We start from the raw sequence: 17,490 nt of genomic DNA on the forward strand, positions 1-17,490 counted from the left end.
CCTGCGCCGTTCGTCAGAAACGGCGCAAGGCCAAGCATCACGCGGGGTCGCGGGGAGCGAAAAAAATTATTGCGAATCGCCCGAGGCGATTTCTGCAGGATAGGTCGTACGCCATAGCTCAAAGCCACCATCGAGGCTATACACGTCGGAAAAGCCCTGGCTCACCAGGTAAGCCGCCGCGCTCTGGCTGGAATTGCCGTGATAGCAGGCGACGATCACCGGCGCATCCAGGTCGGCGGCGCGGATGAAGTCGGCAATGTTGTGGTTGTCCAGGTGCTGGGCGCCCTTGATGTGGTTCAAGGCGTAGGTCTGGGGATCACGGATGTCCACCACCACCGCGCCGTTCTCGCGCAGGGTTTGGGCGTGTTCGGGAGGGATGCGTTTGAATTCGGTCATGAAAGGCTCCTGAGGCCGGGAAGACGCGCGTGTCAGCGCTTGAGGTCGGCCGGTAATGGGTCTGGAACGGGGGCTTGGCACTCGCAGCTAAAGCGCTCGCCGGTGTCGATATTCATCAGGGTCATGGCGCCGCCCCACACGCAGCCGGTGTCGAGGGCGAATACGCCGGGCTCCTCGCACTGGCCTTCAAGCGCCGCCCAGTGGCCAAAGATAATCTGTGTATCACCGGATTTGCGTTCTTTGTGTGCAAACCAGGGTTTGTAGCCGGGCAGCGCTGTGTCGGCGCCTTCCTTGCTTTTGAGGTCCAGTTTGCCGTCGGCGGTGCAAAAGCGCATGCGGGTGAAGCAGTTGGTGATCACGCGCAGGCGGGTGACGCCGCTGAGGTCGTTGTCCCATTTGGCCGGTTCGTTGCCGTACATGCCGTCCAGATAGGCGCTGTACAGCGTGTCGTCGGCCAGCGCGGCTTCGACTTCGGCGGCGCACTTGAGGGCTTTTTTCAGGGTCCATTGGGGGGGAATGCCCGCATGCACCAGGGCGATGTCACGGCTTGGGTCGTAATGCATGATTTTTTGCCGACGCAGCCAGCCAAGCAGTTCGGCGCGGTCGGGGGCTTCAAGAATTTCCCGCAGCGTGTCGCCCTTTTTCAGACGCTCGCTGTTATGGCCGACCGACAGCAAATGCAGATCATGGTTACCCAGCACGCACACCAGCGAGTCGCGTATGGCGTACAGGAAGCGCAGGGTTCCCAAGGAGTCCGGCCCCCGGTTGACCAGGTCACCGACCAGCCACAGGCGGTCGTTGGCCGGGTCAAAGGCGACCCGTTCCAGCAGGCACTTGAGGGGCTCCAGGCAGCCCTGCAGGTCGCCGACCGCGTATGTCGCCATCAGTGCAGGGCTCCGGGCACCGCGAGGCGGAACGGGGCGATGATGGCGTCGAAGTGTTTACCGTCGTTGGCGAGCATCTGGTAGCTGCCTTGCATATTGCCTACGCGGGAGGTCATCACTGTCCCACTGCTGTAGGTGTGGCTCTTGCCGGGGGCGATCAACGGTTGCTGCCCGACCACACCCGCGCCGCGTACTTCTTCGACCTGGCCGTCACCGTCGGTGATCACCCAGTGGCGTGAAAGCAGTTTGGCCGGGAGTTCGCCGTTGTTCTGTACGGTCACGGTGTAGGCGAACGCAAAGCGGTTCTGCTCGGGTTGCGATTGTTCCGCCAAAAAGCGGGTAACGACGCTGACGTCGATCTGATAACGAGGATCGGACATGCAAGAGGCCTTAAAAGCAGGAACGGGGAAGGACTGCAGATGGCGGTCAGTCTAGGCTAATTGCCGGGCGTTCGGCCAGTGAAGGAGCCGGCTTGCCGGCTCCCGCTGTTTATTCGGCGACGGGCGTTGGCTGGATCGCCAGTTGGTCGGCCAGGCGCACGAACGCGGCCAGGTCCAGTTGCTCGGGGCGCAGGCCGCCGTCGACGCCAGCGGCTTCGATCTCGGCGTTGCTGAGCAGGGCCTTGAGGGTGTTGCGCAGGGTCTTGCGGCGCTGGTTGAACGCTTCGCGCACCACCCGCTCGAGCAGGCGATGGTCCTTGGCCGGGTGGGGCAGCACGCTGTGCGGCACGAGGCGAACGATGGCCGAATCCACCTTGGGCGGCGGGTTGAACGCACCCGGGCCGACGTTGAACAGGTGTTCGACCCGGCAGTGGTACTGGACCATGATCGACAAACGGCCCCAATCGCCGCCGCCAGGCCCCGCTGCTAGACGCTCGACCACTTCTTTTTGCAGCATGAAGTGCATGTCGCGGATGATGCCCGCGTTGTTCAACAGGTGAAAAATCAGCGGCGTGGAGATGTTGTACGGCAGGTTGCCGACCACGCGCAGGCTGTTGGGCGCGGCGTTCAGGCTATTGAAGTCGAACTTCAGGGCATCGCCCTGGTGCAGTTGGAAGTTGGTCTTGCCGGCAAACATCTGGTTGAGGATCGGCACCAGATCCTTGTCCAGCTCGATCACGTCCAGTTGTGCACCGCTGTTGAGCAGGCCCTGGGTCAACGCGCCCTGGCCCGGGCCGATTTCCAGCAGGCGGTCATCGGCTTTGGCGTTGATGGAGCGCAGGATGCGGTCGATAACGCCCGCGTCGTGCAGGAAGTTCTGCCCGAAGCGCTTGCGCGCCCGGTGTTGGTATTGCTCGGTCATATACGGGTCTCGGCCATCTGATAGGCGGTTTCCAGGGCCACGTGCAGGCTGCCGGTATCGATCTTGCCGCTGCCTGCCAGATCCAGGGCGGTGCCATGGTCGACGGACGTGCGGATGATCGGCAGGCCCAGTGTCACGTTGACGGCGGCGCCGAAACCTTTGTATTTCAGTACGGGCAGCCCCTGGTCGTGGTACATCGCCAGCACCGCGTCGCAGTGCTCCAGATATTTGGGGTTAAACAGCGTGTCGGCGGGCAACGGGCCGCGAAGGTCCATGCCCTCCTGGCGCAGGCGCGCCAGGGTAGGCTCGATGATGTCGATTTCTTCGTGGCCCAAATGCCCGCCTTCACCGGCATGGGGGTTGAGCCCGCACACCAGGATACGGGGTTGGGCGATGCCGAATTTTTGTTGCAGGTCGGCGTGCAGAATCCGGGTGACGCGTTCCACGCGCTCGGCGGTGATTGCATCGGCAATCTCGCGCAGGGGCAGGTGAGTGGTCACCAGGGCCACGCGCAGGCCGTGGGTGGCCAGCATCATTACGACTTGCGAAGTGTGAGTCAGCTCGGCCAAAAATTCGGTGTGGCCAGAGAACGCAATCCCCGACTCATTGATCACGCCCTTGTGCACCGGTGCGGTGATCATGCCGGCAAAGTCGCCGTCGATGCAGCCCTGGCCGGCGCGGGTCAGGGTTTGCAATACAAAGGCGGCATTGGCGGTGTCCAAGTGCCCGGCGACGACGCGGGCGGCCAGCGGGGTGTCCCACACGTACAGGCTGTTGGCGGGCGCGGGCTGGTCGGGCCAGTTGCCCGGGCCTACCAGTAGCAGATCGACAACCACCCCCAGCTGCGCGGCCCGCTCAAGGAGCAGGTCGCGGCTGGTAATGGCAATCAGGGGGTGTGGCTGGGGATGCGAGGCGAGCAGCAGGCACAGGTCTGGACCAATGCCGGCGGGCTCGCCGGGTGTTAATGCGAAACGCTGGGGTTTCACTGATCGGTGCCTGTCTGCTCGGCGCCAGGCAGCTTGTTCTCTACATAGGCTTCGTCACGGATCTGACGCAACCAGGTTTGCAGCTCTTCGTCGTATTTGCGGTTACGCAGCACGTTCAGGGCTTGTTGCTCGCGGGCCTGGGTGGTGTTGTCGGTGGCGCGACGGCCAAGGACTTCCAGGACATGCCAGCCATATTGGGTGCGGAACGGCTTGGACAATACGCCTTGCGGGGTTTTGGCCATGACGTCCTGGAACTCTGGAACCAGCGCCTTCGGGTCGATCCAGTTCAGGTCGCCACCGTTAAGGGCAGAGCCTGGATCTTCCGAGTAGGTCTTGGCCAGTTCGCCGAAGTCTTCACCACTTTGAATGCGGTCATAGAGCTTCTGGGCCAGTTCCTTGGTTTGCGCTTCGGTGCGGATTTCGCTGGGTTTGACCAGGATGTGACGAACGTGCACTTCGTCTTTCATCGAGGTTTCGCCGCCGCGCTTTTCCAGCAACTTGAGGATGATGAAACCACCCGGGGTACGCGCAGGTTCGGTGATGCCGCCGACTTCCATGGCGCTCAACTCGCGGTCGAACGGTGGTGGCAGTTGGGCGGCTTTACGCCAGCCCATATCGCCGCCTTCCAGGGCGTTGTCGCTGCCGGACTGGGCGATGGCCATCTGGGCGAAGTCTGCACCGGCCTTGAGGCGGTCATAGATCGCCTGGGTTTTGGCCGCCGCAGCGTTCAATTGCTCGGCGCTGGCGCTGTCCGGTGTGGCGATCAGGATGTTGGCCAGGTGCAGCTCTTCGGACAACTGCATCTTGCCCAGGTCCGAGGCCAGGAAGTTCTTCACTTCCTGCTCCGACACCTGAATACGCTCGGCCACACGGCGCTGACGTACACGGCTGATGATCATTTCACGCTTGATCTGGTCACGGGCATCGTCAAACGACAAGCCATCATGGGCCAGGGCTGCGCGGAACTGGTCAACGCTCATGTTGTTGCGCTGGGCGATGGTGCCGACGGCCTGGTTCAGTTCTTCATCGCTGATGCGGATACCGGAACGCTCGCCGATCTGCAGTTGCAGGTTTTCGACGATCAGGCGTTCCAGCACCTGCTGGTCCAGCACGCTGGTAGGTGGTACACCACCGCCACGCTTGGCGATGGTTTGCTGAACTTCCTTGACCCGTTGGTCCAGTTGGCTCTGCATGATCACGTCGTTATCGACGATGGCCACTACCTTGTCCAGCGGTTGGACCGCAGCGTGTGCTGCGGCGGTACCCAGGAACAGCGCGCCCAGCATCAGCGGGCGCAGACAATCAGAAAGCTTGGTCTTCACGTTCACGATAACCTTCAATGCCTTTTTCGAGGAAGCTCTCTACCTTGGCGCCGGTCAGGCCGCCGAGTCCTTTGAGGACGATCTGGAAGAAGAGCCCGTGGTCACCCTTTTCGTTAAGAGGGGCGATCTGTGTGTATTCGTCGTTGGAGACCCAGTAACGGTTGATAACACGCAGTTTCCAGCAGCAGTTGTCGTACTCGAAACCACCAAAGGCTTCCAGGGTACGGTTGCGGGCATAGTCATACTGCCAGCGGGTGATCAGGTTCCACTGCGGAACGATCGGCCACATCATCGAGAAATCGTGTTGCTGGATTTTGTAGTAATCCTTCACGAAGTTCGGGTCGCCCGGCTGACCGAAGTCTCCGCCGAACTGCCATTTGCCGGTCAGCTGGTTGTAGACCACCTGGTCGTTACGATAGCGGTAGCCAACGTTGATAACCTTGTTGGGGTTATCTTCCGGTTGGTAGTGGAACATCGCACTGCCCGAACGCGGGCTGTGGCTGTCGGTGTCCCAGTTGTAGTCGGCCGTGGCACGCCAGTCGCGGTTGAAGCGGAACTCGTAGTCCAGGGCGATCGGCGAAACGTTCGAGCTGGCGTCGGCGCGGTCGCTTGCCAGGATGCCCGGCAATTGAACTTCGCGGTCCTTGAAGTACAGGGCCTGGCCGACACTCACGCGTTGACGTTCAAAACCGTTGTCCTGGATCCAGCGGCTGGTGACACCCAGGGACAACTTGTTTTCATCGCCGATACGGTCGGAGCCGCTGAAGCGGTTGTCCCGGAACAGCGAAGCGTAGTTGAACGAGTACTCACTGGTGTCAAAGACGGGAATGTCTTCCTGGTTCTTCTCTGGTACATAGAGGTAGAACAGGCGCGGTTCCAGGGTCTGACGGTAGTTGTCGCCGAACAGCTGGGTATTACGGTCGAAGTAGAGGCCGCTGTCCACGCTGGCAATTGGAACGGCGCGGTCTTGCGAGCTCTTGAAGACGCCGCCTGCATACGGGTTGGCCGCCGTGGCTGCATTTTGCGCGGCGATAATCTGATTCTTGCCGGTGCTGTCCAGGTCCAGGTCGTACTTGGTGTAGACATACTTCAGCTTGGGTGTCACGAAACCGTAGGTCCAGTTAAGTGGCAACGAAACGCTGGGCGCTGCGTTCAGGCGAGTACCGTTGGCTCGGGTCAAGCCAGTGACAAACGTGTCTAGACGAGGAGTAACAGTCACCCCGTCTTTGTCGGTGAACGTGCCATTTTCCAGGTCGCGATCAAAGCGAACGGCTTCGGTTTCGTAATCGAAATTCAAGCCCGCCGGGTGGAATGGCAACTGGCCGTTAAACGTGATTTGCGGCAGGCGGTCATACGGCGTGATCTGGGAAATCGTCGCCAGCTGATACGACTGCAGGTTCAGGCGAGCCTGATAGCTGTCGCCCCGGTAGGTCACGGAACCCTGCTGGTTCACGAAATCCTGGTTCTTGATCCCTTCCTGATAAGACCTCAAGTCCTGGAAGTAATACGGATCGCTGATGTTGGTGTAGTCGACCTGGGTGAATACGCGCGAATCCAGGCCACCCTTATGCTGCCAATTGAGCATGTAGCGGGTTTTTTCGTAGTCGGTCTGCTTTTTGCGCTCGTCACTGTCATCGTTCAGGTACGCGCCGCCAATCTGGCCTTCGCTGGACTTGGTCAGGTAGCGGAACTCGCCTTCCATCAACAAGCCACGCTTGGTCATGTACTGCGGATACAACGTGGCATCGTAGTTTGGCGCCAGGTTGAAGTAGTACGGCGTTACCAGGGTAAAGCCGGTTTCATTGCCGGTGCTGAAGCTCGGCGGCAGGAAGCCGGATTGACGACGGTTGTCGATCGGGAAGTAGATGTACGGGGTGTAAAGGATCGGAATGTCCTTGACCCGCAACGTCACGTTGGTCGCCGTACCGAAACCGGTCGCCGGGTTGAGCGTGATGTTGTTGCCCTTGAGCTGCCAGGCGTTGCTGTTTGGCTCGCAGGTGGTGTAGGTGCCGTCCTTGAGGCGGATGATCGCGTTCTCGGCACGCTTGGCATACAGCGCGTTACCGCGGATGCGCGATTTGTGCATCACGTATTCGGCGTTGTCGACCTTGGCCGCACCGGTGTCCAGCTGGACTTCGGCGTGATCACCCACCAGCAGCGCGCCGTTGTCGCGCAGACGGACATTGCCGTTGAGCTCGCCACGGTTCTCGGCCTGGTACAGGTTGGCCTCGTCGGCCTCGACCTGCATGCTGCCCTGGCGCATGACTACGTCACCGGCCAAAGAAGCGATCTGTTGTTCTTGCTCGTAACGCGAAGCCTTGGCCCCGATGAAGGTCGGCGAGTCGCTTTTGTTCGACTTGTCGTTCATGCCAGGGCGAGGGGGCTCGATATACGCGCCGGAGCAATAAGGACCGGTTTCGGCCAATTGCGCGGCGGTGAGCTTGTCGCGTGGGACCCAGTCCAAATGGCTGTAGTCGGCGCTGCGCGAACGCAGGCCGCGGCCTTTGGCTTCGGTCACCAGTTTATTCTGAGGTACGGCCTCGGCGCCGGCGTCGCCTTGCGGCGTGCCGTTGGCCGAGCTGACGGCACTGCCGTCATGTACCGGGCGCGGTGGCAGCGGGACAGCAGCCGTTTTTGGCGCGCAATCCCAGGCACCCGAAGCAGAGACTGAGCAGTCATACTGTTCCGCGGCGACCACGAATGAGGTGGCGAAAGGTTGCATGGCCAGCAGACTGCCGGTTACCAGCAACGGAAATTTTCTACGAAACGCGGGGGATTTCAATGCCATCTTATTAGTCCGGGCTTCCTGCGTGCCATCTGCCCGCGGTGTGGGCCGCACGCCTCTCGATGGTCTGAAAAAGATGCGTGATAATAAAGCATGACCCGCTTGACGGCTAGCGCCGTCGGAGACCCTTGTAATGCCCGACCAAGATCCACGTTTGCAACAGCTCAACGCCTGGCTCGATGAGCAATTACCCCGCCTTTTTACCACGCAAGGCTGGGGCGGCGTTCCCCCGGCCACATTGACCGCAGCCAGCAGCGACGCGAGTTTCAGGCGGTATTTCCGTTGGGAAGGCGGTGGTCGCAGCTTTGTCGTGATGGACGCGCCGCCCCCTCAGGAAAACTGCAAACCTTTCGTCGATATCGCCCACTTGCTCGCGAAATCGGGAATAAATGTTCCAGAAATTTATGCACAAGATTTGGAACGCGGCTTTCTTTTACTCAGTGACCTGGGCAAAAAGACGTATCTGGATGTGATCGACGACAAAAACGCCGACGCATTATTTGCCGATGCCATCGACGCATTGCTGGCATTCCAGCAACTGCCCATGGACGCACCGCTGCCCCACTATGACGTCGCGTTGCTGCGCCGCGAGCTGGAATTGTTCCCCGAGTGGTATGTGCGCCGCGAGTTGGGGATTGACTTGGACGCCGCACAACTGGCCCTGTGGCAACGCGTCAGCCAGCGACTGATCGACAGCGCCCTAGCCCAGCCCAGCGTCCTGGTGCACCGCGATTACATGCCGCGCAACCTCATGCTCAGCGAGCCGAACCCCGGCGTGCTGGACTTTCAGGACGCGGTCTACGGGCCTGTGACCTACGACATCACCTGCCTGTTCAAGGACGCGTTCCTCAGTTGGCCAAAAGCACGGGTGCAGCAATGGCAGCGCCATTATTGGGAGCGTGCCGGCCAGTTGGGCATTCCCGTGCAGGCTGATTTTGACGACTTCCTGCGCGCCAGCGACCTGATGGGCGTGCAGCGCCACCTGAAGGTCATCGGGATTTTCGCGCGGATCTGCCACCGCGACGGCAAGCCGCGCTACCTGGCCGACGTGCCACGCTTTTTTGCTTATATAGAAGCCGTGCTGGCCGACCGGCCCGAGCTGAGCGAGCTGGGTGAGCTGTTGGCCAGCCTGCCCCAGACCGCCGAGGCCCGCGTATGAAAGCCATGATTCTGGCGGCGGGCAAAGGCGAGCGCATGCGCCCGTTGACCTTGCACACCCCCAAGCCGTTGGTGCAGGCGGGCGGCAAGCGCCTGATCGAGTATCACCTTGAGGCATTGGCCAAGGCCGGTATCACCGAGATCGTCATCAACCATGCCTGGCTCGGCCAGCAAATCGAAGCCTACCTGGGTGACGGCTCGCAATACGGCGTGCGCATCCAGTATTCGGCCGAAGGCGAGCCGCTGGAAACCGGCGGCGGGATTTTCCAGGCATTGGCGTTGTTGGGGGATGAGCCGTTTCTGGTGGTCAATGGCGATATCTGGACCGATTACGCGTTTACGCGCCTTGTGCGCCCGCTTGACGGCCTGGCGCACCTGGTGATGGTCGATAACCCGCCTCATCACCCCTCGGGTGGCGACTTCTACCTCAAGGACGGCTTGCTTCATGATGCCGCGCCCGGTGCCGATAACCTGACCTTCAGTGGCATTTCAGTGCTCGACCCCAAGTTGTTCGCGGGTTGCAGCACCGGTGCTTTCAAGCTGGCGCCGCTGCTGCGTGACGCCATGGCCCAGGGGCAGGTGACGGGAGAACACATGAGTGGACGCTGGATCGACGTCGGCACGCTGGAGCGGCTGGCCCAGGTGGAAAACTTGCTGACAGCGGGGCAGTAAGATGCTGTGGCCGGGAACGCTGATCGGTGCCGGGGCAGGCTTTGCCATTGCCAGTATTCCGGGTGCCATGTTGGGCGCACTGCTGGGGCAGGCGCTGGACCGGCGCCTGCAATTGCACAGTTGGGCGCACTTGCGCGAGCGCTTGGGTGGCCGGCCGGCGCTGCGCAATGACGAATTGCTGTTCGTGTTGCTCGGGCGCCTGGCCAAGAGCAATGGTCGGGTGGTGGACGGGCATATCCAGCAGGCGCGCCAGGAAATGCGCGCGCTGGACATGTCCGAGCCAGCGCAGCGGCGGGCGATTGCCGCGTTCAACCGGGGCAAGTCTGGCGCGGACCGCGTGCGGGGTTATTTGCGCGTGCTCAAGGCCCAACCCCATGCCGCAGAAGGTGTTTTGCGCGCCTGCTGGCGCATGGCCTGGGCGGACGGCAAGGCAGGAACCGCCGAACGCGAGCTGATCGTGCAATGGGGCAAGTGGCTGGGCTGGACCCCGCAACAGGTGCAGGCCCTGGCCGCCGACTTTGAGCCTGAGCGCAAACCGCTGGCCAATCGGGGCGGGGCTTATCAGGAGGCCTTGCGGGTCCTGGGCGTCACGGCGACCACCGAACCTTCGGTGATCAAGCGGGCGTATCGGCGTCTGCTCAGTCGCCACCATCCGGACAAAGTGGCCGGCAGCGGCGCCAGCCCGGCCCAGGTGCGCGAGGCCACCGAGCGCACGCGGGAGTTGCACAACGCCTACACGTTGATTCGTGAGCGGCGGGACTTTCGTTAACTGGTGGGGGCGCACGCCTGCTCCCTCACCGGCTGTGCGATCAGCGCTCGGGCGACTGTGGGCTCAACCAGCCGCGCACCCGGCGATACAACTGCTCCTGGCCGTCGGGACTGTTGCCAGGAAACGCCTTCAGGGCAATTTGTTTGTAGCCTTCATTCTTCAAGCGCTTGCTGGCCTGGGCGCGGTCCTGTGCGGTTTTGCGCGACAGCGGTGTGTCTTGATAGAAGAAATCCGCCGTGGGCAGTTTCAGCGCAGGCGCCAGTTGTTGCAGGTCTGGCTGGCGATTGGGCGGTGTCTGCGCCGCCACCATGATGAGCTTTTGCACCTGGGCCGGCTGTTTTTCGCTCAGGTAACGCGCCGCCCACCAGGCGCCGGTGCCATGGCCGAGCAACACCACACTCGGGGCGCTCTGGGTCTGTGCAAACGCTACGGCCGCGTCGATGCGGGCAAAGATGCGGGTGGCGTCGGTCTTGTCCTGTTCATTGGCGCCCGGCACCACGGCGGGGTCGGTGCCTTCGGCTTCGGCGCTGGCGGCTTGCTCGACGGGCTTGGCCACGGTGCTCGCCTCTTTGCTACTGGTATCGACCGCCGCTTTGGGCGTTTCGATCACCCGGGGCGGCAAGGTGTCCACGGTCGAGTCCGGCAACGACAGGCTGAGGGTGCCCCACGCGGTGTCCGGCAGTTTCTGGCGCAGTGGGCCGACTGCTTGAGGCCAGTCGGCGGTTTCTCCGGCGCCCGGCACGATAATCACCACGCCTTCGGGCTCGCCACTGTTGGCAGGCTTCCACAAGGCCAGGAACGAATCGCTGCCTGCCTGTAACTGTTGCTGCTCCTGTTGCGGGACTTTTCGCTCAAGAGCGCTGGCTTCTTCCTGGCTACGCTCCGGCAAGGGTTGGCGTTGCACGGGTTTTTCCGGCGCCGTGGCCGGTGTCTCGGCAGCCGTGACATAAAAGGGGCTGGTCAATAGCAGGCACAGGCACAGCGCTGGCAATGCGGGTCGATGAGCAAGGGGCATCGTGGTTTTCCGGCCGGAAGTGGTTCCGGCAGCCTAATGGGTTTGTCAGTGAGAGGCTATCGGCCACTGCCGGGTTCCCTTGAAGTGGCACCACGCTGACCATTGAGCGAGGTCACGGTGCGCGTGGCGAACCTTGAGGTATACAATGCGCGCCATCGTGATTTAGCTCAAAAAAGGTGCGTCATGCAGCCCTTCGTTATTGCTCCATCGATCCTCTCCGCCGACTTCGCCCGCCTGGGTGAAGAAGTGGACAACGTGTTGGCCGCCGGTGCCGACTTCGTACACTTCGATGTCATGGACAACCACTACGTGCCCAACCTCACCATCGGCCCGATGGTGTGCGCGGCGCTGCGTAAATACGGCGTGACCGCGCCGATCGATGCGCACCTGATGGTCAGCCCCGTGGACCGCATCGTCGGCGACTTCATTGACGCTGGCGCGACCTACATCACCTTTCACCCCGAAGCCACGCTGCACGTCGACCGCAGCCTGCAACTGATCCGCGAGGGTGGTTGCAAGGCGGGCCTGGTGTTCAACCCGGCCACTCCGCTGGACGTGCTCAAGTACGTGATGGACAAAGTCGACATGGTGCTGCTGATGAGCGTCAACCCAGGCTTTGGCGGGCAGAAATTCATCCCCGGCACCCTGGACAAACTGCGTGAAGCGCGGGCGCTGATCGATGCGTCGGGGCGTGACATCCGCCTGGAGATCGACGGCGGGGTCAACGTCAACAACATCCGTGAAATCGCCGCCGCCGGTGCCGATACGTTTGTGGCCGGGTCCGCCATCTTCAATGCGCCGGACTACCCGGCAGTGATCGCCCAGATGCGTGCGGAACTGGCGCTGGCGCGTCCATGAGCGGCTTTGAGCAGTTGTTCCCCGGCAAATTGCCACGGCTGGTGATGTTCGATCTGGACGGTACGTTGATCGACTCCGTGCCAGACCTGGCCGCGGCGGTGGATCAGATGCTGCTCAAGCTGGGCCGCAAGCCGGCCGGCGTCGACGCGGTGCGCCTGTGGGTGGGCAATGGCGTGCAGATGCTGGTGCGCCGAGCTTTGGCCAATCACATGGATGCCCAGGGCGTCGATGAGGTGGAGGCCGAGCATGCGCTGGAAATATTCAATGCAGCCTATGAGAGCGGCCATGAGCTGACCGTGGTGTACCCCGGCGTACGCGACACGCTCAAGTGGCTGCATAAACAAGGTGTCGAAATGGCCCTGATCACCAACAAGCCGGAGCGGTTTGTCGCGCCGTTGTTGGACCAGATGAAGATCGGCCGTTATTTCCGCTGGATCATCGGCGGCGATACCCTGGCGCAGAAAAAGCCCGATCCGGCGGCGCTGTTCTTTGTGATGAAAATGGCCAATATCCCGGCCTCCCAGTCATTGTTCGTCGGCGATTCGCGCAGCGACGTGCTGGCGGCCAAGGCGGCGGGGGTCAAGTGCGTGGCCTTGAGCTATGGCTACAACCATGGCCGACCGATTGCCGAGGAGTCGCCCGCGCTGGTGATCGATGACCTGCGCCTGTTAATCCCCGGTTGCCTGGGAGCGGGCGCTGAGATAACGTTGCCCGACGCCGTTCCATCCCCTTCTGGAAACCCCATCGTGGTAGTCACCCGCAAACTCTGGATGAAAGTCATCAAGGCCCTGGCCCGCTGGCGTTGGCGCGCCTGACTGATCCCGGCCGCGCTGCGGCACGTTTGCACACCTGACTGTTTGCTCCTCACGCCACGAGGCACCTTATGAACCGCGAAGAATTCCTGCGTTTGGCCGCTGCTGGCTATAACCGTATCCCCATGGCCTGCGAAACCCTGGCCGACTTCGACACGCCGCTGTCGATTTACCTCAAGCTGGCCGACGAGCCCAATTCCTACCTGCTGGAGTCGGTGCAGGGCGGCGAGAAATGGGGGCGTTATTCGATCATTGGCCTGCCGTGCCGGACGGTGCTGCGGGTGCACGACCACCACGTGAGCATCACGCTTGATGGGGTCGAGATCGAAAGCCACGACGTTGAAGACCCGCTGGATTTCGTCGAGCGGTTCAAAGCCCGTTACAACGTCCCGACCATCGCTGGCCTGCCGCGTTTCAACGGCGGCCTGGTGGGGTACTTCGGTTATGACTGCGTGCGCTATGTGGAAAAACGCCTGGGCAAATGCCCGAACCCGGACCCGCTGGGCGTGCCGGATATTTTGTTGATGGTGTCCGATGCGGTGGTGGTGTTCGATAACCTCGCTGGCAAGATGCACGCCATCGTCCTGGCCGACCCGTCCCAGGCGGACGCCTTCGAGCAGGGCCAGGCCAGCCTGGAAGCGCTGCTGGAAAAACTGCGCCAGCCCATCACGCCACGTCGTGGCCTGGACCTGGGCCGTGCACCGGCCGCCGACCCGGTGTTTCGCTCAAGTTTTACCCAGGATGACTACGAGCGGGCGGTGGACACGATCAAGGAGTACATCCTGGCGGGCGACTGCATGCAGGTGGTGCCGTCGCAACGGATGTCCATCGACTTCAAGGCCGCGCCCATCGATTTGTACCGCGCACTGCGGTGCTTCAACCCCACGCCCTACATGTACTTCTTCAACTTTGGTGACTTCCACGTCGTGGGCAGTTCGCCGGAAGTGCTGGTGCGGGTAGAAGACAACCTGATCACCGTGCGCCCGATTGCTGGCACCCGCCCGCGTGGCGCGACTGAGGAAGCAGACCTGGCGCTGGAGCAAGACCTGCTGTCGGACGACAAGGAAATCGCCGAGCACCTGATGCTGATCGACCTGGGCCGCAATGACACCGGGCGCGTGTCGGAAATCGGCTCGGTCAAACTCACCGAGAAGATGGTGATCGAGCGCTACTCGAATGTGATGCACATTGTGTCCAACGTCACCGGCCAATTGAAGGACGGGCTGACCGCCATGGACGCCCTGCGCGCGATTCTGCCGGCGGGCACGTTGTCGGGCGCCCCGAAAATTCGCGCAATGGAAATCATCGACGAGCTCGAACCGGTCAAGCGGGGCGTGTACGGCGGCGCGGTGGGTTATTTTGCGTGGAACGGCAACATGGACACGGCCATTGCCATCCGTACGGCAGTGATCAAGGACGGCGAGTTGCATGTGCAGGCAGGCGGCGGGATCGTCGCCGACTCGGTGCCGGCCCTTGAATGGGAAGAAACCCTGAACAAACGGCGCGCCATGTTCCGTGCGGTGGCGCTGGCCGAGCAAACGCCGCAGCCATAATCGCCTATAGGGGAGCGGACCCGCTCCCCTAAGGTTCCGTGGCTTGTAAACGCCCGGTCAGAAGCTCAGGCTCACCCCGACATTGACCCCTTGCTGGGTCAGTCCGTCCTCTTTCCTCACGTTATACGCGGCGCTCAGCACCAGCTCCTTCGTCAGCGTGTGGCTGACCCCCAGGCTCAGGCGGTCGGCGTTGGTGCGCGGCGTGTAACCGTCCAGCTTGAAGTCGACCCCTGGCACGCTGTTCAACGCGATGTTCACGCGCTGGGTGTCGTTTTCAAACTCATGCTCGTGGGCCACTTCGCCAAACACCTGTGTCTGCGGCGTGATGCGGTAGCTGCCTTGCAGGCCCAGGCCCAGGCGCTTGGAGTCGCGCTGTTGGTCGTCGTAATTCAGGGCGGTGGAGCGGGCGTCTTTTTCCGTGTAACCCTTCACTTCTACCCGTGAGTAGTCGGCGCTGATGAACGGCGACAGGTGCCATTCACTGCCCGGCTGGGCAATGTCATAGCCCACGCGGGCGCTCAGGGCCCACAGCCAGCCGTCGGTGTCGCCTTTTTCGGAGCCTTCGCTGATGCCCAGGGCAAATTTGCGCTTGAGGCTGTCGTAGTCCAACTGCCCGCCGGTGAGTGCGGCATCGGCCCACCAGTGGTTTTGCTGGTACTGGGCGAAAGCTGTGCCCATGTAGCTGTTGAGCGTGTAGTCCGAATCCCTCGGGCCGGCCTCCAGTTTCTGGCGATACAAGCCCGCCGCCACGCCCACGCGCCAGGCTTCGTTGAGCCGGTAGCTGCCGCCGATGTTCAGGTTATAGCCACTGCCATCACCGCTGGCCGAGCTGTTCTGGTTGTCAAAGTCCAGGTGCTGACCGCCCGCCGCGACAATGGCTCGCCATTGGCCCACGGCCTGCCAGTTGCCCGCGTCGGCTTGCCATTGGTTGCGCAACTCATCCTGATGGGCGCGCAAGGTGCCTTGGGCCATTTCCGGGAGCAGGGTGATTTCCCAAGGGGCGGAGAGCAGCGAGTAGGCGTAGTCGGCGATCAGGACTTGCGCGGATTCGGTAGGGTGGACCGAATCGTTGTACACCAGTTTGGTCGGGTCAGGGGTGGTGCCCCCCACGCCGTACACCGGGTTGGCGGTACATTTGTCGCCGCTGAAACAGGTCTGGTTGAGGTTCTGGTTGGTGGCAAACCCGAAGCGGCCCGGGTCGGCGAAGGTTTCCTTCAACAGCAGCGGCACGTTCAACGGGATGATTTGGGCGTTGATAGCAGACAGGCGTTGCACCAGCGATTGGTTGAACACGCCGCTCAAGTTGCTGGACAGGCCTTGCAGGGGCGTGCCGTTCAGGGCCGGTGTCAGCCCAAGATCCGGCAACAGCCACACCATCACGTAACGTGCGCCCGCGCTTTGCAGGGCCTGGACGCTGTCCGCCAGGCGGTCGCCAGCGGCCGCCGCTTGTGTAGGGTTAGTCACCAAAAACTGAAGGAAATCGTTACCGCCGCCCGAGATGAAATACAGGGCATTGGGGTCTGCACGGCCGCCGGTTGCCGTCAGGTAGCCGGGTTTACTGCGCAGCACTGCGCCGGTGTCCGAGTCGACCACCTCGGAGGTCGAGGTGATGGAGTCGAGGATCTGATCGGTGCGATAGCCGCCTACCGCCCAGTTATTGCCGTCTGCCTGACCTTGGGCGGCGCGCTGTGGCGAGGTCGAGGCGTTGAGGTCACCGGCCGCCACGCCCAGTTTTGTGCCCAGCAGTGTCGAGGACACCAGGCCGGTACTTTCGGTGCCGTTGTTGAGGTACGTCGGGCCGGTTCGGTTGGTGAAGCGGAAGGTCGAGCCGGGTGGCGCGCCAGGGTCGGCGAAGGTGCCGGCGTCACTCAGGCTGTCGCCGAACACCACCATCGTTGAGTAAGGCGACGGTGCAGCGAAGGCCTGTGAGCAGGCGAGCGTCAACAGACCGCTGATAAGAGGGGCGAAGTAGGGCTTTTTGCGCATATGTCAGTCCATGATTTGTTTTTGTCAGCAGGTGAGACTCTAGCGTCCTGCCCTGGGTTCTGAAAAGTTTGACGTCAAATAAAGAACGGTCGGACGACCCCCGTATTTTCGGCACCATATTGCACCCGGGCAGTGGCTACGTTACTGTTCCGGAACTATGAACGAGACCCTCCCCGTGTTGACCATCAGCAAACTCTTGATGCGAGTAGTCAAGGCACACGCCCGTTGGCGTTGGCGCGCCTGACTTTTCTCTACCGGCCCGGCCGGACCTGTACCGATTCGCCTTCTTCACGCCTTGCTTGACGCCCCTTGCCGGTTCCTGTGCAAGTGTGCCCAGCAGCGGACACTGTGTTTGAAGGCCGTCATTCGAAATCAGCGAACTCAAGAGGTTTACCCATATGTTGCTGATGATTGATAACTACGACTCCTTTACCTACAACGTGGTGCAGTACCTGGGCGAACTGGGTGCCGAGGTCAAGGTGGTGCGCAACGATGAACTGACCGTTGCGCAAATCGCCGCCTTGAACCCCGAGCGCATTGTGGTTTCCCCGGGCCCCTGCACGCCGACCGAAGCGGGCGTGTCGCTGGAAGCCATCCAGTATTTCGCCGGCAAGCTGCCGATCCTGGGCGTGTGCCTGGGCCATCAGTCGATTGGCCAGGCCTTTGGCGGCGACGTGGTGCGTGCCCGTCAAGTCATGCACGGCAAGACCAGCCCGGTCTTTCACCATGACCAGGGCGTATTCCAGGGGCTGAACCTGCCCGTGACCGTCACCCGCTACCATTCGCTGGTGGTCAAGCGTGACACCCTGCCCGATTGCCTGGAGCTGACCGCCTGGACCCAACTGGAAGACGGCTCCGTCGACGAGATCATGGGCCTGCGGCACAAGACGTTGAACGTCGAAGGGGTGCAGTTTCACCCCGAATCGATTCTGACCGAGCAGGGGTTCGAGCTGTTCGCCAACTTTCTCAAGCAGAGCGGCGGCACGCGCTAA

Annotated in this window: 16 protein-coding genes; 7 read left to right on the forward strand and 9 right to left on the reverse strand. The window is 61.9% G+C overall.

What is annotated here, in order from left to right; genetic code table 11:
* Positions 1–66: 66 nt before the first annotated feature.
* The 7 genes from glpE to ACW9H9_RS21165 form a co-directional block, all read right to left on the reverse strand.
* Positions 67–396: a thiosulfate sulfurtransferase GlpE gene (gene glpE / locus ACW9H9_RS21135; protein WP_457345084.1), complete on the reverse strand. Its 330-nt coding sequence runs from the start codon at positions 394–396 to the stop codon at positions 67–69.
* A 32-nt stretch (positions 397–428) separates the two neighbouring features.
* Positions 429–1,280, reverse strand: a complete 852-nt coding sequence (locus tag ACW9H9_RS21140) for a symmetrical bis(5'-nucleosyl)-tetraphosphatase (RefSeq protein WP_457345085.1) — start codon at positions 1,278–1,280, stop codon at positions 429–431.
* Positions 1,280–1,660 (reverse strand): Co2+/Mg2+ efflux protein ApaG, encoded by a 381-nt coding sequence (gene apaG, locus ACW9H9_RS21145; protein WP_457345086.1) that lies wholly within the window; start codon positions 1,658–1,660, stop codon positions 1,280–1,282. Before apaG ends, ACW9H9_RS21140 begins: the two co-directional genes overlap by 1 nt.
* Before the next feature lie 109 nt (positions 1,661–1,769).
* A complete protein-coding gene (gene rsmA, locus ACW9H9_RS21150) occupies positions 1,770–2,582 on the reverse strand; it encodes a 16S rRNA (adenine(1518)-N(6)/adenine(1519)-N(6))-dimethyltransferase RsmA (protein WP_457345087.1) in 813 nt (270 codons plus the stop codon).
* Positions 2,579–3,568: a 4-hydroxythreonine-4-phosphate dehydrogenase PdxA gene (gene pdxA / locus ACW9H9_RS21155; RefSeq protein WP_457345088.1), complete on the reverse strand. Its 990-nt coding sequence runs from the start codon at positions 3,566–3,568 to the stop codon at positions 2,579–2,581. The genes rsmA and pdxA overlap by 4 nt, the downstream gene beginning before the upstream one ends.
* A complete protein-coding gene (locus ACW9H9_RS21160) occupies positions 3,565–4,890 on the reverse strand; it encodes a peptidylprolyl isomerase (RefSeq protein WP_457345089.1) in 1,326 nt (441 codons plus the stop codon). The genes pdxA and ACW9H9_RS21160 overlap by 4 nt, the downstream gene beginning before the upstream one ends.
* Positions 4,871–7,678 (reverse strand): LPS-assembly protein LptD, encoded by a 2,808-nt coding sequence (locus ACW9H9_RS21165; protein WP_457345090.1) that lies wholly within the window; start codon positions 7,676–7,678, stop codon positions 4,871–4,873. The genes ACW9H9_RS21160 and ACW9H9_RS21165 overlap by 20 nt, the downstream gene beginning before the upstream one ends.
* Positions 7,679–7,808: 130 nt before the next feature.
* Here ACW9H9_RS21165 and ACW9H9_RS21170 point away from each other — a divergent pair, with 130 nt between their 5' ends.
* Genes ACW9H9_RS21170 through ACW9H9_RS21180 form a run of 3 tightly spaced genes read left to right on the forward strand, consistent with a single transcriptional unit; the run spans position 7,809 to position 10,274 of the window.
* Positions 7,809–8,834 (forward strand): aminoglycoside phosphotransferase family protein, encoded by a 1,026-nt coding sequence (locus tag ACW9H9_RS21170; protein WP_457345091.1) that lies wholly within the window; start codon positions 7,809–7,811, stop codon positions 8,832–8,834.
* On the forward strand, positions 8,831–9,505 hold the full coding sequence (gene murU, locus ACW9H9_RS21175) for an N-acetylmuramate alpha-1-phosphate uridylyltransferase MurU (RefSeq protein ID WP_457345092.1): 675 nt from the start codon (positions 8,831–8,833) through the stop codon (positions 9,503–9,505). The genes ACW9H9_RS21170 and murU overlap by 4 nt, the downstream gene beginning before the upstream one ends.
* 1 nt (position 9,506) lies before the next feature.
* Complete coding sequence (locus ACW9H9_RS21180; RefSeq protein WP_457345093.1) at positions 9,507–10,274, forward strand: TerB family tellurite resistance protein; 768 nt, start codon at positions 9,507–9,509, stop codon at positions 10,272–10,274.
* Positions 10,275–10,314: 40 nt separating this feature from the next.
* On the opposite strand, the gene ACW9H9_RS21185 is transcribed toward ACW9H9_RS21180, so the two are convergent.
* Positions 10,315–11,289: an alpha/beta hydrolase family protein gene (locus tag ACW9H9_RS21185; RefSeq protein ID WP_457345094.1), complete on the reverse strand. Its 975-nt coding sequence runs from the start codon at positions 11,287–11,289 to the stop codon at positions 10,315–10,317.
* Between the two features lie 183 nt (positions 11,290–11,472).
* Between ACW9H9_RS21185 and rpe the strand changes: the two genes are divergently transcribed.
* The 3 genes from rpe to trpE all read left to right on the forward strand — a co-directional run bounded on the left by rpe (position 11,473) and on the right by trpE (position 14,512).
* A complete protein-coding gene (rpe, locus tag ACW9H9_RS21190) occupies positions 11,473–12,147 on the forward strand; it encodes a ribulose-phosphate 3-epimerase (protein ID WP_457345095.1) in 675 nt (224 codons plus the stop codon).
* On the forward strand, positions 12,144–12,962 hold the full coding sequence (locus tag ACW9H9_RS21195; RefSeq protein ID WP_457345096.1) for a phosphoglycolate phosphatase: 819 nt from the start codon (positions 12,144–12,146) through the stop codon (positions 12,960–12,962). The genes rpe and ACW9H9_RS21195 overlap by 4 nt, the downstream gene beginning before the upstream one ends.
* 68 nt (positions 12,963–13,030) lie before the next feature.
* Entirely contained in the window at positions 13,031–14,512 is a 1,482-nt protein-coding gene (trpE, locus tag ACW9H9_RS21200) for an anthranilate synthase component I (protein ID WP_457345097.1), read from the forward strand.
* Positions 14,513–14,569: 57 nt separating this feature from the next.
* Here the strand turns inward: trpE and estP are convergent, their stop codons facing one another.
* A complete protein-coding gene (gene estP / locus ACW9H9_RS21205; RefSeq protein ID WP_457345098.1) occupies positions 14,570–16,498 on the reverse strand; it encodes an esterase EstP in 1,929 nt (642 codons plus the stop codon).
* Positions 16,499–16,896: 398 nt separating this feature from the next.
* On the opposite strand from estP, the gene ACW9H9_RS21210 reads away from it, so the two are divergent.
* Positions 16,897–17,490 (forward strand): aminodeoxychorismate/anthranilate synthase component II, encoded by a 594-nt coding sequence (locus tag ACW9H9_RS21210; RefSeq protein ID WP_457345099.1) that lies wholly within the window; start codon positions 16,897–16,899, stop codon positions 17,488–17,490.

Source organism: Pseudomonas sp. SDO5215_S409 (assembly GCF_054071325.1).

What these genes read in the sequence shown, in the direction of transcription:
- glpE (WP_457345084.1), bottom strand. Translation starts at nt 396, where the DNA reads ATGACCGAATTCAAACGCATCCCTCCCGAACACGCCCAAACCCTGCGC.
- ACW9H9_RS21140 (WP_457345085.1), bottom strand. Translation starts at nt 1,280, where the DNA reads ATGGCGACATACGCGGTCGGCGACCTGCAGGGCTGCCTGGAGCCCCTC.
- apaG (WP_457345086.1), bottom strand. Translation starts at nt 1,660, where the DNA reads ATGTCCGATCCTCGTTATCAGATCGACGTCAGCGTCGTTACCCGCTTT.
- rsmA (WP_457345087.1), bottom strand. Translation starts at nt 2,582, where the DNA reads ATGACCGAGCAATACCAACACCGGGCGCGCAAGCGCTTCGGGCAGAAC.
- ACW9H9_RS21165 (WP_457345090.1), bottom strand. Translation starts at nt 7,678, where the DNA reads ATGGCATTGAAATCCCCCGCGTTTCGTAGAAAATTTCCGTTGCTGGTA.
- ACW9H9_RS21170 (WP_457345091.1), top strand. Translation starts at nt 7,809, where the DNA reads ATGCCCGACCAAGATCCACGTTTGCAACAGCTCAACGCCTGGCTCGAT.
- murU (WP_457345092.1), top strand. Translation starts at nt 8,831, where the DNA reads ATGAAAGCCATGATTCTGGCGGCGGGCAAAGGCGAGCGCATGCGCCCG.
- ACW9H9_RS21180 (WP_457345093.1), top strand. Translation starts at nt 9,507, where the DNA reads ATGCTGTGGCCGGGAACGCTGATCGGTGCCGGGGCAGGCTTTGCCATT.
- ACW9H9_RS21185 (WP_457345094.1), bottom strand. Translation starts at nt 11,289, where the DNA reads ATGCCCCTTGCTCATCGACCCGCATTGCCAGCGCTGTGCCTGTGCCTG.
- rpe (WP_457345095.1), top strand. Translation starts at nt 11,473, where the DNA reads ATGCAGCCCTTCGTTATTGCTCCATCGATCCTCTCCGCCGACTTCGCC.
- ACW9H9_RS21195 (WP_457345096.1), top strand. Translation starts at nt 12,144, where the DNA reads ATGAGCGGCTTTGAGCAGTTGTTCCCCGGCAAATTGCCACGGCTGGTG.
- trpE (WP_457345097.1), top strand. Translation starts at nt 13,031, where the DNA reads ATGAACCGCGAAGAATTCCTGCGTTTGGCCGCTGCTGGCTATAACCGT.
- estP (WP_457345098.1), bottom strand. Translation starts at nt 16,498, where the DNA reads ATGCGCAAAAAGCCCTACTTCGCCCCTCTTATCAGCGGTCTGTTGACG.
- ACW9H9_RS21210 (WP_457345099.1), top strand. Translation starts at nt 16,897, where the DNA reads ATGTTGCTGATGATTGATAACTACGACTCCTTTACCTACAACGTGGTG.